Raw genomic sequence first — 19,394 nt, 5'->3', positions numbered from 1 at the left:
GCCTCAACATAAAAAGCACTTCGTTGAAGTTTTGCCGAGATAAGTTATAAAGCTGTATTTAAAATTAGAAAAAACATTCTTTTGAATCCTCGTGAGTTGTATTTACGAGAAAAGGTCAATATTAGGTCAGTGTTGATTAATTCATAAGAAGACTGAACGTACTATTCCAGATAGATTTGTGATAAAGAAATATTAAAATAATACGCTATGGCACAATTTAAATGGGAAGGAATATATCCTGCAATGTTATCACCATTTGATGAAAATGGAAATTTGGATTTTGATATGTTTGGTAAAAACATTGAAGCACAATTGGATGGAGGTGTTCACGGTTTGATTATCGCTGGATCATTGGGGGAAGCAAGTGTTTTGACTACAGAAGAAAAGTATGATTTATTGACCTATGCGTTGAAACTTGTTGGTGGTCGTGTACCCGTATTGCTAAATATTGCAGAAAATACAACTGCTGCTGCGATCAAAGTGGCGCAGACCAGTGAGGAATTGGGAGCCGATGGTTTGATGTTATTGCCACCAATGCGCTATAGAGCCGATGATAGAGAAGCTGTCGCTTATTTTCGTGCTGTTGCACAAAGTACCAAACTGCCAATTTTAATCTATAATAACCCAGTTGACTATAGTACTTATGTATCGTTGGATATGTTTGAAGAACTATTGTTGGAACCAAATATCCAGGCAGTGAAAGAATCTACACGAGATTTAACCAATATCACGCGTTTGAAAAATCGTTTTGGTGATCGATTAAAGATTATGGCCGGTGTAGATACCTTGGGGCTCGAGTCTTTAATGTTAGGGGCTGATGGGTTAGTCGCTGGATTGGTGGACGCATTCCCAAGAGAAACAGTGGTTATGTATGATCTTGTGAAAGCTGGTGAATATAAAAAAGCGGTAGAAATATACCGTTGGTTTATGCCTTTGTTGGAATTGGATATTCATCCTAAATTGGTCCAATACATTAAATTGGCCGCTACAGCTGAAGGAATTTCAACACCTTATACACGCGCTCCAAGATTACCATTGATCGGTGAGGAAGAACAACGTGTGAAAAAAATTATTGCAGATTCAATCGCAACGAGACCACAATTATAGGAATGCTTCTGAACTTTCTAGCTATGAGGGTTCAGGAAATTTTCTTTTAGGGACCAAGTAAAAATAGGCGAGAAGGACCTTCTTATTATATTGAATAACCGCAAGGAATGAAAATATAGGGAAGGTTTTTATTGATTTTTGAAGATACTACTTACAATAAAAACAAAAGGAATGGATAGAAACGAAAATGAGATTGATGACGTCGTAAAACAGGCGGAGGCTGGATTTCAGTTTCTTCAGCAAAAGGATGTCATCGAAAGAGCGGAATTGATGTATGCCATTGCCGCTGAAATTGAGGAATTGGGCGAAATATTGATTGAAACTGCTCATCTGGAAACGGCACTACCTTTGGGAAGACTGCAGGGTGAAAAGGCGAGAACAGTCAATCAATGGCGTCGATATGCCGATGCTGTTCGTACTGGTTTATACAGTGAAGCTCGGATAGATCGGGATCCAAATGGCCAATTTGATTTAAGGAAATATAACAAAGGACTTGGTCCAGTGGTCGTTTTTGGCGCGAGTAATTTTCCTTTCGCCTTTTCAACAGCTGGCGGAGATACAGCAAGTGCCATTGGTGCTGGCTGCTCAGTCATCGTAAAAGCTCATCCTGCGCATCTTAAAACTTCTCAATTAATGGCTGACGCTATTGATCGTGCGGTTTCAAAACAGGGTGCCCCAATCGGTGTTTTTAATCATATACTGTCAGATTCATTTGCTGTTGGACAACAGTTGGTAAGCCATAAACAGGTAAAGGCTGTGGCATTCACAGGTTCATTTCGTGGCGGAAAAGCCTTGTTTGATTTAGGGCAGTCGAGACCTGAACCTATTCCGGTATTTGCTGAAATGGGAAGCGTAAATCCGGTTTTTATTTTGCAAGACTACCTCGCTAATCATCTGGAAGCATTTGCAAAGCAGTATATTGGATCATTACTCCTCGGTGTAGGGCAGTTTTGTACTAATCCGGGTGTATTGGTAGGCTTGGCGGGCGAACCGTTCGATCGGCTCAAACTGGCCTTAAAGAGCGAACTAAAATCTGCTGCTACAGGGAAAATGTTACATGCGGGTATTCTGGATAGCTACAATCGCCTAAAAAGCGAAATGGTTCAATCGGAAGGGATCAGCGTATTGGGGGAAGGAGAAGATAATACACACCATGATTTTGCCCGAGCTTTACTTGTCGAAACTGAAGCAAGTCAGGTGTTGAACAACCCCAACTTGCTGGAAGAGGTTTTTGGACCTTTTGGGTTGATTGTATCCTGTAACGACCAAAATGAGATGAATCTTGTCATGCAACAGCTTGATGGGCAGATTACCCTGACTTTCGCTGCCACGGCGCAGGACATACATGAATGCCCGGCTCTTTTTGCAATGGCTCAGGACAAATGCGGAAGACTGCTGTTCCAAGGTATGCCAACAGGCGTAGAGGTTCAGTATGCCATGCAGCATGGCGGACCTTATCCCGCAACCACAGATGCTCGTTTTACTTCAGTAGGGCCAGATGCGGTAAAACGGTTCGTCCGACCTTTTAGCTTCCAGAATTGGCCGAATGAGTTTTTACCTAAAGAGCTACAAGACGGAAACCCATTACAAATTGATCGTCTGGTCAATCAACAATGGACGAAAGCATAATATAGATAAATGACCATATAAACAACAAGGACTCAGAAATGAAGAAGACTTTTTTTTGTATTGATTCGCATACCTGTGGTTGTCCCGTACGATTGGTTGCAGGGGGAACCCCATTGCTAGCGGGTAATTCCATGATGGAGCGCAGATTGCATTTTATACGTGAGTACGACTGGATTCGCAAAGGATTGATGTTTGAACCAAGGGGACATGACATGATGAGTGGAAGTATGCTTTATCCACCATTTGATCCGCAAAACGATATCGGCGTTCTTTATATTGAGACCAGTGGTTGTCTGCCTATGTGCGGACACGGAACGATCGGTACCGTAACGATTGCCATCGAGGAGGGACTCGTTCAACCTAAAATTCCCGGAAAATTAAGGTTGGAAACTCCGGCAGGGCTTGTACATATCGATTATATTCAAGAGGGTCCTAAGGTGAAAAGCGTAAAGCTTACTAACGTCAAGTCTTTTTTATATGCTGAAGGGCTAACGGTAGACTGTCCAGATTTAGGAATTATCAGCGTAGATGTTGCCTACGGTGGCAATTTCTATGGTATTATTGATCCCCAGGCTAATTTTGACGATATCAGTTCTTATTCTGCGAGCCAATTGATCCATTATGGGAAAATAATTCGTCAACTGCTCAACGAAAAATATGCTTTTGTTCATCCCGAAGATGCGAATATTCATGGGTTGACACATATCCAATGGACAGGTAATCCAACGCTTCCCAACTCGTCCGGACGCAACGCCGTACTGGTTGGCGATAATGCCTTGGATCGTTCTCCTTGTGGTACAGGTACTTCGGCGCGTATGGCGCAGTGGTACGCGAAAGGGAAGCTTAAAAAAGGAACGGAATTTATACATGAAAGTTATATTGGTTCACAATTTACCGGCAAAATTGAAGCGGAAACAACCGTGGATGGTAAGCCTGCTATTGTGCCGTCCATCGAAGGCTGGGCACGGATAACAGGATATAATACCATTTTTTTGGATGATGAAGATCCTTATTTTGGCGGTTTTCAGGTGATTTAATACATTAATAAGAAAAGAGCAACGTGAAAGAAAATAATAGAGGTACAGTTGTTGTAATAGGTGCTGGAATTGCTGGTCTTGCTTCGGCCTATTACCTGGTGAGAGATGGTTGGGATGTGAAAATCCTGGAAAAAAATACTTTGGACAATAATTGTTCTTATGGCAATGCAGGCATGATCGTCCCCAGTCATTTTACGCCCTTGGCAGCCCCCGGGATAGTCGCGCAAGGAATAAAGTGGATGTTCAATAGTAAAAGCCCCTTTTATGTACGGCCTTCGCTCAATCCGCGGTTGATCAATTGGGGTCTGAAATTCCTAAAACATGCCAACCGCACGCATGTGGAGCAACATGCTTCCGCCATACGTGACCTGAATCTCTATAGCAGCCGCTTGTATGACGAACTGGCCCAAGAAGATAATTTTGATTTTGAATTGAAGCAGAATGGTATCCTGATGATGTATAAATCGAAAGAAATGCAACATGAGGAGATTGAGCTGGCGCATCGTGCACAGGACCTCGGACTCGATGTCGATATCCTCGAAGGAAATACCGTTCAAGAACTGGAACCTAATCTGAAGCTAGATGTATTGGGTGCTATACTTTATCGCTGCGATGGAAAACTATATCCACCCAAGTTAATGCAGCAATTGATTCAATACCTGAAAGCCGCAGGTGTTGCTTTTTTCGAAGAAACTGAAGTCCATAAATTTATGACGGCCGGAAATAAGATTAAAGAGGCAATCAGCAATAAAGGAAGTTTTCAGGCAGATGCTTTTGTCTTGACTGGCGGTGCTTATTTGCCGCAGCTGACTTCAAAGTTGCATTTAAATACACCGCTTATGCCTGGAAAAGGATATTCTTTTATGTATCAGCCCCAGGGTGAGCAGAGCTTGAATCATGCGGCATTATTACTGGAAGCTCGTGTTGCTGTAACCCCCATGAATGGCCAGATCAGATTCAGTGGTACGATGGAATTGGGACCTGCAAATGATAAAATTTATGAAAATCGTGTTCGTGGCATAGTAGAGTCTATTCCCAAATATTACCCGGAGCTACAAGTCGATTATCCAAAGGAAAAAATATGGTATGGTTATAGGCCCTGCTCGCTCGATGGATTGCCTTATTTGGGACGATTGGAAAAATTTGACAATGTCCTGGTTGCCGGTGGAGGTGGGATGATGGGCTTGAGTTTAGGTCCAGCATACGGGAAAATCATTGCAGATTTATTGGCCGGACAAAAAATACAGGCTGATATTGATGGGTTTAGGCCCGATCGTTTTGATCGATAAAATTATGATATAAACCAATACCTGAATTATGAATCGTTCTTTTTCTTTTAAAGCTCCCAAAACACTGTTTTATGGACTACTCTTTCTATTCCCGGTATCCACACATGCACAAAAGATGAAATTATACGAGCATACCACCCCCATAGAACCTTATATCGTGCAATATGGGCATGATGTTGAGGCGATCAACTATTTCTATGGTCCAATGCCCAAAGGCTGGGGCAATCAACAGGCTGCAGCATCGCCCGAACAGCTGGCACGTCTTCAACGTTTGGATAACGAATATTTGAACAAATTGGACAAATTTCCCTATGAAGAACTTGAAACATCTGGGCAGGTGGATTTTATCTTACTGAAGCGCAAACTAAAAAGTGATCTCCTTGCACTGAAAGAACATGAGTCGAATTACAACAGGTTATCCCTGTATTTACCTTTTGCACAACGAATATTTAAACTCGAAAAGGAACGTCGTCGAGGAAAACGTTTGGCGGGAGAAGATGTCGCGAAAGAGCTGACGCGGGTTGTCGATGAAATCGATCGATCGATAACCGCTTTGCAAGAAAAGACCAATATTCCTGATGCAGATGTGAACTTTTTGGTTGGCCTATTAAATTCTTTGGATTTAAGGATAACAAGCACCTTCGATTTCTATAATGGATACGACCCTGAATTTACCTGGTGGGTACCCGCCATATTTCAACAGGTGAAAAGTAAATTGTCGGATTATAAGGAGAAATTAGCCGCAAAAAGCGACCGGAAAGTTTTTGATGATGGTAGCCAGATTGCGGGTGTGCCGATTGGCGAAAAAGAAATAAACCGAAGACTCAAAGCTGAAATGATCAGTTATACAGCTGCCGATCTGCTAAAATTGGCTGATCAAGAGTTTAAATGGTGTGAAGCAGAGTTATTGAAAGCGAGTCGTGAAATGGGGTTTGGAGACGACTGGCGGGCAGCACAGGAGCAGGTTAAAAACTCCTACGTTCCCATTGGTAAACAGCCGGAACTCATCCTGAAATTGTATAACGATGCACAGCAGTTTATTCAAAAAAATAAACTCATGGATATTCCTGAACTGGCAGATGAAACTTGGGGAATGATCATGATGACCCCAGAACGTCAGCGTGTCAACCCTTTTTTTACGGGTGGTCGGGAAATTAGTATATCATATCCAACCAACACGATGGATCAACAGGCAAAATTGATGAGTATGCGTGGTAATAATCCTTATTTCTCCCGCGGTACTGTGCAGCATGAATTGGTCCCCGGTCATCATTTGCAATATTTTATGAATAGGCGCTACAAGCCTTATCGCGAGGAAGCGTTTAATACACCCTTTTGGACAGAAGGATGGACACTTTATTGGGAATTATTATTGTATAGTAAAGGATTTGCCAAAACTCCCGAAGAGCGTATAGGAATGTTATTTTGGCGTATGCACCGCTGTGCGCGAATAACCTTTAGTATTAAATTTCATTTGGGTGAATGGACGCCGCAGCAATGCATAGATTACTTGGTAGACAGGGTGGGATTTGAGTCTGCTAATGCCCATGGTGAAGTAAAGAGGTCTTTTGAAGGTTCATATGATCCCTTATACCAGTTGGCTTATCTGGTCGGCGGATTACAACTGATGCGGATCAAAGAGGAGGTGGTTGATCAGGGTAAAATGTCATTTGCTGATTTTCATGATCGTGTGATTAAAGAAAATTACCTGCCCATGGAAATGCTAAGAGCGATTATCAAAGGCGAGCAATTAAAACCAGACCATGAGACAAATTGGAAATTCTATCATTTTAACAACTAGGTGTTTATGAGTGAGTCAAAACAAACTTTTCAAAAGTCGCTGGGATTGCTCGATGCAACGATGCTTGTTGTTGGAAGTATGATTGGTTCTGGAATTTTCATCGTTTCTGCAGATATCGCACGCAATACCGGTTCTGCGGGTTGGATGATGGTTGTCTGGCTAATCTGTGGATTTATGACTTTAACAGCAGCATTGAGTTATGGTGAACTCAGCGCGATGTTTCCCAAGGCCGGTGGCCAATATATTTATCTTCGGGAGGCTTATGGTCCCGTATTGAGTTTTGTATTTGGCTGGACATTTTTTGCTGTGATACAAACCGCGACAATCGCCGCCGTCGGCGTTGCGTTTGCTAAATTCACTGCCTACCTTTTCCCCTTTATGGACGAAGATGTCTATCTGCTTGAATGGTCAGATTACCGCGTCTCGGCAGCACAGGTGCTGGCCATTGCGGTCATTATGGTATTAACCTACATTAATTCAAGGGGTGTAAATAGCGGAAAGCGTGTGCAGACATCCATTACATTGATCAAAATTGGGAGCCTGTTGCTTTTGTTGCTCTTTGGCTTCCTGGCTTTGAAACATGAAGTTTGGGCTTTGAACTGGGACAATATTTCGCTTTGGTCCATGCGCCGCTTAAATGTGGATGGAACCTACACATCTTATGATGGGTTTTCAGCAATGGGTGCTTTTTCTGCGGCTATGGTCGGAGCCCTCTTCAGTAGCGATTCTTGGCACTCATCCTCAGCTGTAGCGGGCGAAATTAAGAATCCGCAACGCAATATCGGATTGAGTCTGGCATTAGGGACTTTGCTGGTCACCGTCATCTATCTGTTGACCAATTTAATGTATACGGGCATATTGCCTTTGGAAGCTATGGTCAACGCACCAAAGGATCGGGTAGCGATGAGTGTGGCACAAGAAGTATTCGGCCCTTTTGGGATCACGATTATAGCCATTATGATCATGATTAGTACCTTCGGTTGCAATAATGGAATTATCCTGGCCGGCGCGAGGGTGTATTATTCCATGGCTAAAGATGGTTTGTTTTTTAAAAGGGCAGGCAAGCTGAATGCACATGCGGTACCCGCCTGGGCCCTCTGGATACAGTGTCTTGCAGCGTCAATATGGTGTTTGAGTGGAAAATATGGTGACTTATTGGATATGATTACCTGTGTGGTCGTGATCTTTTATGTCCTTGCAATTGCAGGTATTATTCGCCTCCGTATCACGCGTCCGGATTTGAACAGACCCTATAAAGCATTTGGATATCCTTTTCTTCCCATTCTTTATATTCTGATGGGGCTAGCCTTTATCGGCTTGATGGTAATTTTTAAACCAAATTATACCTGGCCAGGCATTATCATTGCACTATTGGGTATCCCGATCTATTATTTAATCAATCCTAAGCGAAGAAAATATGAAGTTTCTTAGTACAGTGGTTTTGTTGTTGTCTGCACAGTTTCTGTTTGGTCAAGGAACTTTGGTAGATTATACCCGTGCACAAAACCTAAAAAAACAATTGACCAATAAAATCGAAAATCTACCGGGGCAGTTTTATTGGAATGATGGGGGGGACCTGTTTTGGTATGATCGAAATACGGCGCAGGGAAAAGAGTACATTTTGGTCAATCCCCAGGCAAAAACAAAAGAACCGCTGTTTGATCTAACGAAGGTATTTTCCTTGGTGGATGAAAAGCTGGAACGAAAAGTCGAAAATCGCGTTATTTCCAATGATCAGATAAAATTGATGGATCAAGATCAAGTTTCGCTCGATATCGCGGGCTACTTTTGGATCTGGAACCGCCGTTCCTCGCAATTGAGCCAGGGCGCTGCAAGTGGAAGTAAAGAGCGCAATCCGCGATATTGGGGGCAGCGTGAACAAGGAAATACCTATCGGGAAGTTGAATCTCCAGATAAAATACATGTTGCTTTTATCCGCAACAATAATGTTTTCTTAGCAAAGAAGGGAAACTTAAATCAGGCGCGACAAATTACGTTTGATGGTAATACGTCAAACTACTATAGCAATGATATTCAATGGGCACCGGATAGCCGGAAATTGGCTACAGTAAAAACACAAAAAATAGAGATCAGACAACTGACGCTTATTGAATCTTCCCCTAAAGATCAATTACAGCCAAAGATTCAGACACGAGATTATGTCAAACCTGGTGACGAATTAGCGCAAAAACTACCCGTTTTATATGATCTCGAAAAAGATAAACTGTGGGTATTTGATGCGGAGCTTATACCGAATCAATTTTATCTTTCGGAATTATCCTGGCGCGATGACAGTAGAGCATTTACCTTCGAGTATAACAAACGCGGGCATCAGGTCTATGGTGTCATGCAAATGGATGCCAATAGCGGTATGTCCAGTTATTTGATCCGAGAACAAAATAAGACCTTTATCGATTATAGCGGTAAGAAATATCGGGAGGATCTAGCCGATGGAAAGGAAATTGTGTGGGCTTCTGAGCGTGACGGATGGAACCACCTGTATCTTTATGATGGATCTACTGGAAAAGTGAAAAATCAAATCACAAAGGGAAATTGGGTGGTTCGGAAAGTCGTACATGTCGACGCTGACAAACGAACGGTCATTTTTGAAGGCAGTGGTATGAATGCAGAGGAAGATCCCTATTTGATCCATTATTATTCAATCGGTTTAGATGGAAAGGGCTTAAAACTGCTGACGGAAGAAAATGCAAATCATCAAGCTTTTTTCAATAAAGACTATTCCTTGTTTGTGGATACCTATTCCCGAGTTGATCAGCCGCCAATTTCAGTATTGCGCGACAACCATGGTCGTCTTATCATGGAACTGGAGAAAACAAACAGCAGCTTGCTCGAAGCGGTAGGCTGGCGTGCTCCAGAAGCCTTTAAAGCCAAGGGACGGGATGGTGCAACGGATATCTGGGGTATTATTATTCGACCGACCAATTTTGATCCTGCAAAAAGTTATCCTGTCATCGAATATATTTATGCGGGACCGCATAGCTCTTTCGTGCCCAAATCATTCTACAGCAACCCGAGTGGGATGTATGAATTGGCGGAATTGGGCTTTATCGTGGTGCAGATCGATGGAATGGGGACGTCAAATCGTTCAAAGGCTTTTCATGATATCTGTTGGAAAAATCTGAAAGATGCGGGCTTTCCCGATCGGATCGCCTGGATGCGGGCCGCTTCGAAACAATACAAATACATGGATATCGGTAGAGTAGGGATCTATGGAACGTCGGCTGGCGGTCAAAGCTCGACGGGCGCGCTGTTATTCCATCCGGAGTTTTACAAAGTTGGTGTTTCCTCCTGTGGTTGCCACGATAACCGAATGGATAAAATATGGTGGAACGAGCAATGGATGGGCTGGCCTGTAGGGCCTGAATATGCGGCCAGCTCCAATATTGAAAATGCCGCTAAGCTGGAAGGAAATCTTTTGTTGATTGTTGGAGAACTGGATGAAAATGTGGATCCTTCATCCACTTTCCAATTGGTTGATGCCTTGATCAAAGCGCGTAAGAACCATGATTTTATTATGGTTCCTGGGATGGGACATTCTTCTGGGGGAGATTATGGTGAACGAAAAAGGAGGGACTATTTTGTTAAACATCTACTTGGCGTAGACCCGCCTGTATGGAGTCAGTATTGATCGTTAGTAGGCTAATGATCCTATAATGAATGATCCAGTAATGTAGGTTTATTGCCTATTTTTTCTGAAAGTACCTGATCTTATTGGACAGAAGGAACCTTCAGTTTGCTTTCATTGCTTTTGGTGTTTGCGAAGTCATGAAGGGTCCAATTGGGAATACTTATGAAGCGATAAGAGTGGTTCAATAAATACAATGCCCCAGAAAGTGACTTACTTTCCGGGGCGTTGCATTTATTTTATGTCTGTAACCTTGAATCCGTTTTATTCGACCAATACGCCAACATAATAGTTGAACGTATCGATATCAATATTATCTTTCGTTAAACCGGCTATTTTAATCGGTCTGAAACGTTGATCCAACTGGATAAGTTCTCTTTTTTGACCTTTTACGCCAATATGTATAGGCATATGGAAGCCTTTGACTTCACTGATCCATCGGCCCAAGACTCTCCCCGAAGGATCTTGTTTGATTTCCAGTGTAGGAATGGCGGTATGCTGTACATACTGTTCAAATACTTTTAACAGGTCTAAACCGGATTGCTGATTTACGTAGTTGACGATATCATTATAATCGACTTGCTGATGATAAAACCTGCTGTTTAGTCCCCGGAGAATATTTCGCCATTTTTCATCGTTGTCAATCATTGTACGGATCATGTTGAGCATGACACCGCCTTTAGGGTACATATCGCCAGATCCTTCTTTATTGACGTGGTAGGGGCCCTGAATGGGGCTGTCATTTTGGATTCCACTTCGGATACCATGAGCGTACGCTTGGCTAGCTTCTTTGCCATAGAAATAGTCGATAAATAAACCTTCAGAATAGTTCGTGAAGCTTTCATGGATCCACATATCGGCCAGATCAGCGGAGGTTATATTGTTGCCAAACCATTCGTGGCCAGATTCGTGGACCACAATAAAATCCCATTTATGTCCCCAGCCAGTTCCCGACGCATCCCCGCCACGATAGCCATTTTGATAATGGTTTCCATAGGCGATGGCACTTTGGTGTTCCATGCCTGTATGGTAGGTTTCAACAAGCTTATAGCCATCTTCATAGAACGGATATGGACCAAACCAATGTTCAAAAGCCTCTAAGGTCTGGTTGGCATTTTTTTGAAGATGGGCTTTCTTTTCTGCCGTATCATTTTCGCGCAAGATATAGTAATCTATATCCAATGGTCCTTTTTCACCTTTATATTTTTCCTTAAAATGAACATAATCGCCGATATTGATGGCGACATTGTAGTTGTTGATCGGATTGGCGACTTTCCAATGGTATTTGGTATAACCATCCTTCATTTTTTCTACTTTGACCAGGCGACCATTGGACACATTCATCACCTCTTTTGGGACGGCAATGGAAATCATCATACTATCCACTTCATCGGATTGATGGTCTTTGTTTGGCCACCAGACACTCGCGCCCATACCCTGGCATGCGGTTGCTACCCACGGTTTGCCCTTGCTGTCTTTTTTCCAGTCAAAGCCACCATCCCATGGAGCTTTAACCGCCTCTGTCGGATGACCTTCATAAAACACGGTAAATTCATCCTGTGTCCCTTTCTTGATCGCAGTAGGAAATTCGACAAAGACCGCATTGTGCTCTCTGGTAAAGGAAAGTTCTTTCCCTTTATAAATGACTTTATTTACTTTTAAATTTGCAAAAAGATCAAATTGCAGGCGGTTAAAATCAGTCGTGGCCTTGAAACGGAAAAGGTTTGAACCTGAAATATATTTATTATCTATATCCACCTTAACATCCAGATGATAGTATTGGATGTCGTAGCAGGTGCGTAATGGCGTCAGGTATCCGCGCAGTGAATCCGCTCTTGTGAATTCATTTTTTTCTTTCATCAGCTGCGCTGCCGATTGCTGTATACCTGCGGTCAATAGACCGCAGGTACCCAATGCATATAACAGTATTTTTTTCATTTTTAAATAATAACGATTCAGTCTATCTTCCTCCCGGAGGACAATGTAATTTTAGATAGTTTGTAAATAATGTCCTTAAATGCTCATGTGTGCCCTGTCCCTCGCTAATTGAATGGCTGCGGTTTGGATAAGACATCAGCTGGAACTGCACGTTATTTTTGATCAGTTCATTGATCAGGACTTCGGCATTTTGATAGTGCACATTGTCGTCTCCAGTTCCATGGATGTAGAGTAGGTTGCCTTTGATATTTTTTGCATATTTCAGTGGCGAGCCGTTTTCAAAGTCCGCCAGATTTTCTTGCGGAAGGCCCATATAGCGTTCTTGGTATACATTGTCGTATAGTAACTGATTGGCTACCGCTGCAATGGCAATACCGGTTTTATAGATCTGCGGATATTGCCCCAATAGGTTAAGCGTACTCGATCCGCCACCGCTCCAGCCCCAAACGGCCACGCGTGAATTGTCGACAAACGGCCATTTCAGTATTTCTTGCGTTGCTAAAGCCTGGTCGCGAATATTGAGCTGTCCGATATTGCGGTAGATGCTTTTTCGCCAAGAGCTGCCTTTAGGAGCAGGCGTACCGCGATTATCCAACGAAATATAAATATAACCGTCCTGTGCCATATTTCCTTTATATAGACTGTTATAACCTGCACCAAAATTGTCTATCACAGTTTGTGATGCGGGTTCGCCATAAACCATAAAGACAACAGGATACTTTTTATTGGGATCGAAATCCAGTGGCTTTACCATCCAGCCATCTAATTCAATACCTTCGGTGGTTTTAACTTTAAAAAACTCCGCAATGCCGTCGCTGACTTTCTTTTCACGTTTCAGTTCAAAGTCGACGCGTATTTTGTGGGTCGGTAATTCAATAACGGCATTGTGCTGTAATGTTGTCCGGTTGCTAAAGTTGAAGATGGCGATTTTACCGTCTTTTGAAATATCATAATCGCAGGTTCCTTCGTATGAGCCTGGTGTAAGTCGTTTTGGAACGCCACCTTTTGTAGATACGCTGTAGAGGTATTTTTGCGTCGCATTGCTTGGCGAGGCCGTAAAATAAATGGTTTCATTTTTCGGATCAAAAAAATCAAGATTGATCATATCATAATCGGCTTTCATAACCAGCTTCTCATTTCCTGCTAGATCGATCTGGTAAATTTTGCGCCAGCCGTCCTTTTCAGATACCCAGATGAAGGCCTTGCCGCCTTGAACCCAGTCCCATCCGGAAGGATCGTTGTTGTTCCACCGTGCTTTGATATCAATCCACGAATCGCTTTGCTCCTGATGTATGTTCTGCGCTTTATTATCGGAGAGTGCAACAGTGTAGATCTTGCTCTCATTCTGTTTTCTATTGAGTTGCTCCAGAATAAGTTGTTTGCTATCAAGGCACCACTCCATACGTGGGATGTAATGCTGGTTGGGATCTCCCGGGATATTGATCTGTGTGTTCTTGCTATTTGCAAGTTCATAAGTCCATATGGAGCAGGCACTCGGTGATTGTCCAACTTTAGGATACTCTACGGGAATGGTGTAGGAGTAGAGGCTATCGGTATTGTTGATCATTAGAAAATTGCGGATGTTGCGGGCGTCAAGTTTCCAATAAGCAAGGGAAGTGCCGTCCGGCGACCAACGGAAACCGTCTTTACAACCAAATTCTTCTTCGTATACCCAGTCGAAAGTACCATTGATTAAACGGTCTGTACCATCGTTAGTAACCGAAACAATGCTGCCATTGGCGAGATCCTCTAGGTAGATATTATGGTCAGCTTTGTTCACGTATGCTACTTTATCCGCTTGCGGGTTAAACTTCGCAAACATCAGTTGCGAGGCTGGGAATTTCTTGCCTAGTTGCTGCAATTGATTGGTCTTCTTGTTGTAAACCCAATAATCACCGCGCGTATTCTCTCGCCATACTCTTTTGCTATTGGTATAGATCAAAATAAGCTCCTTATTTTTGGAGATGGAAAAATTTTCGACCTTTAAGGCCGCCGTCGCGCCTTTTGGAATAAGTAATTGTTGCGAAAGGAAGACTGTCCGCATGCCATTTAGCGGATTTACCGTTTCTATTCCCTTGTCGGAAAATTCATAATACTGGTCACCCTGATCTGTCCACAATCGCTGTGCAACAAGTAAATTTGGCGCATAAAAAACCAGTATAAGGATAATAAAGATTAACTGTTTAATTCTGTTCATTTGTTTATCTGTTTTTTTTAAGAATCCCCAAAAAAGATTTCAGTTCACTTTCAAGGTTTTATCACGAGTTTATTTAGTCAATTGGATTGTCTTTAAGCTGATAGATTTCCTGGATTTCACGTTCAAGGTATTGTCCGAGACGTCGGTATCCATTCTGCTCGATCAAGTAATTGTCTTCAATACGAACCCCACCAAAATCAAGCTGTTTATTTAAGAAATCATAGTTGATAAATTCTTTGTGTAAATTTTGTTGCTCCCAAAGCTGCGTTAGTTCTGGAATAATATAGATGCCAGGTTCAACGGTTAGCACATTACCAGCTTCCAGTTTCTTACCGAGCCGCAGCGATTTAATGCCAAAAGTTTGGGTATCCTTTGGTTCTGCTTCGGTATATCCAACATATTGCTCGCCGAGATCTTCCATATCATGTACATCGAGGCCGAGCATATGGCCGAGTCCACATTGGAAGAAAAGTGCATGGGCATGGTTCGCGACAGCATCTTGCGTATTCCCTTTCATAAATCCTGTTTGTATAAGTCCGTCTACAAGCGCTTCACAAGCTTTTAAATGAATTTCTTTAAAGTGGATTCCGGCAGTCAGGAGCTGCTCTGCCGTTTTAAACGCATGTAAAACAATCTGGTATATTTCCTCTTGTAACGCAGTGAAACGTTTTCCTACAGGAAAGGTTCTGGTCAAGTCTGACGCATAGCCCATAGCGGTTTCGACGCCCGAATCATTGAGAAGCAGATCACCTGCATAAAGTTGGTGAAATTGCATATGATTGTGTAGGATTTCACCACGTTTTGTAACTATCGGTGGATAGGAGAAGGAGGTACCCTGATCTTGCGCAAAATGCTGCATGGCATTACTGATCTGATATTCGTAACAATCAGGTTTTGTCATACGCATAGCGATACGATGCATCTCAACGGCAATATCTACCGCTTTCTCCAGTTCGAGGATTTCTTCTGCCGATTTAATGCTTCTTTGTGCGACGACTGCTTTAATCAAAGCCACAGAGGGGGTGAGCTGATTTGCAGTACGGCCGGTTAGCTGCTCAAGTAATAATTTATTATGCGACTGATAAGGAGGAAGATAGTGAATATCCTCCTGTTTTCCTTTGCTAAGGTAGTCGAAAAGTTGATTGAAAGGCAGGATTTTGTCGATACCCGACAGGTCTGCCTTTTCAGCTAAAGTTTGCTGTTGACCCATCCACACAATATCATCGATTGTCATTTCGTCGCCAAATAATATGGTCTCGTTTTTTTCAGCATCCAATACGGCCGCCAAACATGGACTTTTGATACCTATATAATATAAAAAGCTGCTGTCCTGACGAAATGGATAGGTATTGTGCTCAAAATTGATCGGATTTTCAATGTTACCTAGCAAAAGAATTTTGCCAGTTGTGAACTTTGATAACAGATTATTTCGGCGATTAAGATATACTTCTTTTTTGAACATAAGTTTTGGGAATTATTTGAAGTTGGATTGTCTAATTAGGTGCCTATTGTGTAGTACGAATATCGTAAAATTTATGCGCTTCAAAATGATTTATTTAAAAGGTCTTTCTTTAATGTGTAGTGTTTGTTCTTGTTACAAATGATATGTTCTCCGTTTTTTATACTAAAAAGTGCTAAAAACGAAATTTAATAAAGTTCAATCTTTCTATTGAATAATAATTATCACAATTTATCAAAGTCTAATTGTATTTTAACCCATTTTTCCAATATAAATGGGTTTTTATTGTCAATTCGTTGTTTTGTGTGTGGTATTATTAGAGGATTATTAAATATTGTCGAATACTAAACATATTTTAGTATAGTATTTTTATGTTTTATTTCCAAGTCGTGTTGTTGCTTTGGAGTTGTTATATTTATGTTACTAAACAGTAAACATAAAACTAAACAAACCTATATGAAAACGCTCCAATTTAATGTGCCGACCATGCGAGGACAGAGTCTAACAATTCAAGAAGATATATTGGAAACTTTTTATCCTCATTTCCATCGACATCAAGAAGCTCAATTAATGTGGATAAAAAAAGGTAAGGGAGTTTTGATTGTGGAAGACACCTTACATCCTTTTAAGGAAAATGATATTTTCTTTTTGGGAGCGAATCAACCACATGTATTTAAGTCTGCCTCCCAGGACGGATTCTCGAATGAATCTCGCTCCGTTTCCATTTTTTTCGATCCAAATGGAAGGCTTAAATCGCTTTTTTCCCTGGAGGAATTTGAATCGTTGAATCAGTTTATTTATAACAACTCAAGAGGGTTTAAGGTTCCCGATTCATATTTTCCCCAAATAGCAGAACGGGTCTGTTTATTAAAATCTGCAGACCAAATGGATAAACTGATGCATTTCTTCTATCTATTGTGGTCTTTAGCAAATATATCCCGTGAAGCAGAAGCGCTTTGTAATGAAAGGGTAGAAGTGGTTTTTGATAATATACAAGGACCGAATCGCATAAATTTTATCTGTAATTATATTAAAGAACATTATAGGGACGAAATTACCTTAGAGGATGTTGCTGATCATGCTAATCTTACTCCACAGGCATTTTGCCGTTATTTTAAAAAGCATTGCGGTGTTACCTTTGTCACCTACCTCAATAGAATAAGAGTCAAGGAAGTATGTAACCAGTTAAATGAAGATCACTTAGACAGTGTTTCATTTATTGCCTATAACTGCGGATTTAATAGCATAACCAATTTTAATCGGGTTTTTAAACAAATCGTAGGCTGCAATCCGAAAGAATATGTGCAGCAATATAAACAAACGCTTTACTCTGTGATTTAGAATACAGTACCGAAATCAAGATTTAGGCTTGCCGCTAAAGTACAACAAGGCAACTATCGATTTAAAACTCGTAAAATGAAAGAACAGGTTTGCAGTGAGGCAACTTCCGTTGCCTCGCTGTTTTTTATAGCCTTTAAATAGCATCCTTTAATTGCTATTTTACCACATTTTAAATTCCAATGTACGTGTAAGACAGTTAGAATGTTCTCTCTTATCTTTTTTCGTCTTAATTTTTTTCGAATCAACTGTGGATCAAGTAGGAATTATATTATAGTTTTAGATAGTGCTTGTTCAGTGCTCGTTCAGTGTTTGTTCAGTGCTCGTTCAGTGATGACTCAGTGGAAACTGAATAACGAGTGACGAATCACTGTCTAAAAATTGATTGAAAATTGTGATTAGCTATAAGTTGATATGCAGATGTGATGCTAATTCTATACCCATTCGACTCCTGGAAATAAACCTAAAGACCTTCAAACAGGAATAACGATTCAAAAAAGCAGATCTATACGTGCAATTGATGAAAAAAATAGGCAAAAAAAAAGGTTTTCAAACGGGGAGAATGAAAACCTTAAATAACCAATTATAAACCTAAATTATGATACTACAAAGATAGTGTGTTTTTTACACTTTGTCAAGAATTATTTCAAAAAAATTAAATCTTTTTGAAGACGATACTCGAATTGTGTCCTCCAAAGCCAAATGCATTGCTCATTGCGGTCTGAACTGTTTTTTCATGCGGTTGATTGATGACAATCTGAACTCCTTCGGGAATATCGGGATCGATATTTTCGATATTAATAGTTGCAGGAATTACATTATTGTTGATGGATTTTATGGCAATGATTGCTTCGATAGCGCCAGCCGCCCCAAGTAAATGTCCTGTCATCGATTTGGTGGAACTGACCCATAGATTATTTGGGCTTCCAAAAGCCCGTTGCACGGCCTTAAGTTCGGCGATATCACCCACTGGTGTGGAAGTCGCATGGAGATTCAAATAGTCGAGCTGGCTGATATCGATTTTTGCTTCTTCCAGCGCCAATGACATGGCTTTGGCTGCCGCTATCCCTTCGGGATGGGGCGAGGTCATATGGTAAGCATCTGCGGTCATTGAAGCCCCAACAAGCTCTGCGTAAATTTTTGCGCCTCTTTGCTTGGCATGTTCATATTCTTCCAAGATGAGTGCTCCGGCTCCTTCACCCATGACAAAACCGTCACGATCGCGGTCAAAGGGTCTACTCGCAGTCTGTGGACTATCATGCCGGCTCGACATGGCTTTCATTGCAGAAAAGCCGCCAACTGATGCCGGTGTGATGGGGGCTTCTGAACCGCCACTGATGAAGACTTTGGCTTTGCCGAGCCTAATGTAATTAAAGGCGTCCATAAAGGCCGTATTGGATGTGGCACAAGCTGATACGGTGGTGTAATTGATTCCTTTTAAGCCATACTTCATTGAAATCATGCCTGAAGCCATATTCACAATAAGTCTAGGAACAAAGAAAGGACTGAATCTCGGTTTATAATCTCCCGTTACGTAAGCCTCAACTTCGTTTTCGAAAGTTTCCATTCCACCCTGACCAACACCCCAGATCACACCGATATCAAATGGATCCATGGTATCGAGATCTAGTCCCGAATCTTCCATCGCCTGCGCTGCACTGTACAAAGCATATTGCGTAAAGAGATCACTTCGTTTAATCTCATTTCTATCTAAGTATTTTTCGGGTTGAAAATGCTTAATTTCACTTGCAATCTGTGTTCGAAACAACGAGGCATCAAAACGGCTAATAAGCGTTGTATGGTTCTCGCCCCGTAAAATGTTGTCCCAAAATATGTCTATATTTTCTCCCAGCGGGTTAATCGTTCCCATGCCAGTTATTACTACTCTTTTCATCTCTTTTTTTTGATATAAATGTATTAATATACCAATTGGTATTTGTTTTTGTAAAAAAA

At 41.6% G+C, this 19,394-nt stretch carries 12 protein-coding genes; 8 read left to right on the top strand and 4 right to left on the bottom strand.

Features of this window, described 5'->3' with window-relative positions; all coding sequences use genetic code 11:
• Window positions 1-207 precede the first annotated feature (207 nt).
• The 7 genes from B2O97_RS23845 (at window position 208) to B2O97_RS23815 (ending at window position 10,512) form a co-directional block, all read left to right on the top strand.
• Window positions 208-1,107, top strand: coding sequence for a dihydrodipicolinate synthase family protein (locus tag B2O97_RS23845; protein ID WP_070569465.1), 900 nt, complete (start codon window positions 208-210; stop codon window positions 1,105-1,107).
• 171 nt (window positions 1,108-1,278) lie between these two features.
• Entirely contained in the window at window positions 1,279-2,736 is a 1,458-nt protein-coding gene (locus tag B2O97_RS23840) for an aldehyde dehydrogenase (NADP(+)) (protein ID WP_070569468.1), read from the top strand.
• Window positions 2,737-2,774: 38 nt separating this feature from the next.
• Entirely contained in the window at window positions 2,775-3,773 is a 999-nt protein-coding gene (locus B2O97_RS23835) for a 4-hydroxyproline epimerase (RefSeq protein ID WP_070569471.1), read from the top strand.
• Between the two features lie 23 nt (window positions 3,774-3,796).
• Complete coding sequence (locus B2O97_RS23830) at window positions 3,797-5,062, top strand: NAD(P)/FAD-dependent oxidoreductase (RefSeq protein ID WP_286768279.1); 1,266 nt, start codon at window positions 3,797-3,799, stop codon at window positions 5,060-5,062.
• Between the two features lie 28 nt (window positions 5,063-5,090).
• The gene (locus B2O97_RS23825) at window positions 5,091-6,863 is read left to right on the top strand and encodes a DUF885 family protein (RefSeq protein ID WP_217493567.1); all 1,773 of its coding nucleotides are present in this window, start codon (window positions 5,091-5,093) and stop codon (window positions 6,861-6,863) included.
• 6 nt (window positions 6,864-6,869) lie between these two features.
• Window positions 6,870-8,294: an APC family permease gene (locus tag B2O97_RS23820; RefSeq protein ID WP_046675729.1), complete on the top strand. Its 1,425-nt coding sequence runs from the start codon at window positions 6,870-6,872 to the stop codon at window positions 8,292-8,294.
• A complete protein-coding gene (locus tag B2O97_RS23815; RefSeq protein ID WP_070569477.1) occupies window positions 8,281-10,512 on the top strand; it encodes a S9 family peptidase in 2,232 nt (743 codons plus the stop codon). The genes B2O97_RS23820 and B2O97_RS23815 overlap by 14 nt, the downstream gene beginning before the upstream one ends.
• Before the next feature lie 261 nt (window positions 10,513-10,773).
• On the opposite strand, the gene B2O97_RS23810 is transcribed toward B2O97_RS23815, so the two are convergent.
• From B2O97_RS23810 to B2O97_RS23800, 3 genes are all read right to left on the bottom strand, one after another.
• Window positions 10,774-12,447 (bottom strand): M1 family metallopeptidase, encoded by a 1,674-nt coding sequence (locus B2O97_RS23810; protein WP_070569480.1) that lies wholly within the window; start codon window positions 12,445-12,447, stop codon window positions 10,774-10,776.
• 22 nt (window positions 12,448-12,469) lie between these two features.
• The gene (locus B2O97_RS23805; RefSeq protein WP_070569483.1) at window positions 12,470-14,644 is read right to left on the bottom strand and encodes a S9 family peptidase; all 2,175 of its coding nucleotides are present in this window, start codon (window positions 14,642-14,644) and stop codon (window positions 12,470-12,472) included.
• Window positions 14,645-14,717: 73 nt separating this feature from the next.
• On the bottom strand, window positions 14,718-16,106 hold the full coding sequence (locus B2O97_RS23800; RefSeq protein ID WP_070569486.1) for an aminopeptidase P family protein: 1,389 nt from the start codon (window positions 16,104-16,106) through the stop codon (window positions 14,718-14,720).
• 453 nt (window positions 16,107-16,559) lie between these two features.
• On the opposite strand from B2O97_RS23800, the gene B2O97_RS23795 reads away from it, so the two are divergent.
• A complete protein-coding gene (locus B2O97_RS23795; RefSeq protein WP_070569964.1) occupies window positions 16,560-17,444 on the top strand; it encodes an AraC family transcriptional regulator in 885 nt (294 codons plus the stop codon).
• A 652-nt stretch (window positions 17,445-18,096) separates the two neighbouring features.
• Here B2O97_RS23795 and fabF read toward each other — a convergent pair.
• Complete coding sequence (gene fabF / locus B2O97_RS23790; RefSeq protein ID WP_070569489.1) at window positions 18,097-19,335, bottom strand: beta-ketoacyl-ACP synthase II; 1,239 nt, start codon at window positions 19,333-19,335, stop codon at window positions 18,097-18,099.
• Window positions 19,336-19,394: the final 59 nt, after the last annotated feature.

Source organism: Sphingobacterium sp. UBA865 (genome assembly GCF_002295765.1).
GTDB lineage: Bacteria > Bacteroidota > Bacteroidia > Sphingobacteriales > Sphingobacteriaceae > Sphingobacterium > Sphingobacterium multivorum.
The sequence above is the reverse complement of the archived record's forward strand: the minus strand, read 5'-3'. Positions and strand labels throughout refer to the sequence as shown.

Bases quoted from the DNA above. Each gene is read 5' to 3' on its own strand.
- B2O97_RS23840 (WP_070569468.1), top strand. From the start codon at position 1,279: ATGGATAGAAACGAAAATGAGATTGATGACGTCGTAAAACAGGCGGAG.
- B2O97_RS23845 (WP_070569465.1), top strand. From the start codon at position 208: ATGGCACAATTTAAATGGGAAGGAATATATCCTGCAATGTTATCACCA.
- B2O97_RS23795 (WP_070569964.1), top strand. From the start codon at position 16,560: ATGAAAACGCTCCAATTTAATGTGCCGACCATGCGAGGACAGAGTCTA.
- B2O97_RS23810 (WP_070569480.1), bottom strand. From the start codon at position 12,447: ATGAAAAAAATACTGTTATATGCATTGGGTACCTGCGGTCTATTGACC.
- B2O97_RS23835 (WP_070569471.1), top strand. From the start codon at position 2,775: ATGAAGAAGACTTTTTTTTGTATTGATTCGCATACCTGTGGTTGTCCC.
- B2O97_RS23815 (WP_070569477.1), top strand. From the start codon at position 8,281: ATGAAGTTTCTTAGTACAGTGGTTTTGTTGTTGTCTGCACAGTTTCTG.
- B2O97_RS23820 (WP_046675729.1), top strand. From the start codon at position 6,870: ATGAGTGAGTCAAAACAAACTTTTCAAAAGTCGCTGGGATTGCTCGAT.
- fabF (WP_070569489.1), bottom strand. From the start codon at position 19,335: ATGAAAAGAGTAGTAATAACTGGCATGGGAACGATTAACCCGCTGGGA.
- B2O97_RS23800 (WP_070569486.1), bottom strand. From the start codon at position 16,106: ATGTTCAAAAAAGAAGTATATCTTAATCGCCGAAATAATCTGTTATCA.
- B2O97_RS23825 (WP_217493567.1), top strand. From the start codon at position 5,091: ATGAATCGTTCTTTTTCTTTTAAAGCTCCCAAAACACTGTTTTATGGA.
- B2O97_RS23805 (WP_070569483.1), bottom strand. From the start codon at position 14,644: ATGAACAGAATTAAACAGTTAATCTTTATTATCCTTATACTGGTTTTT.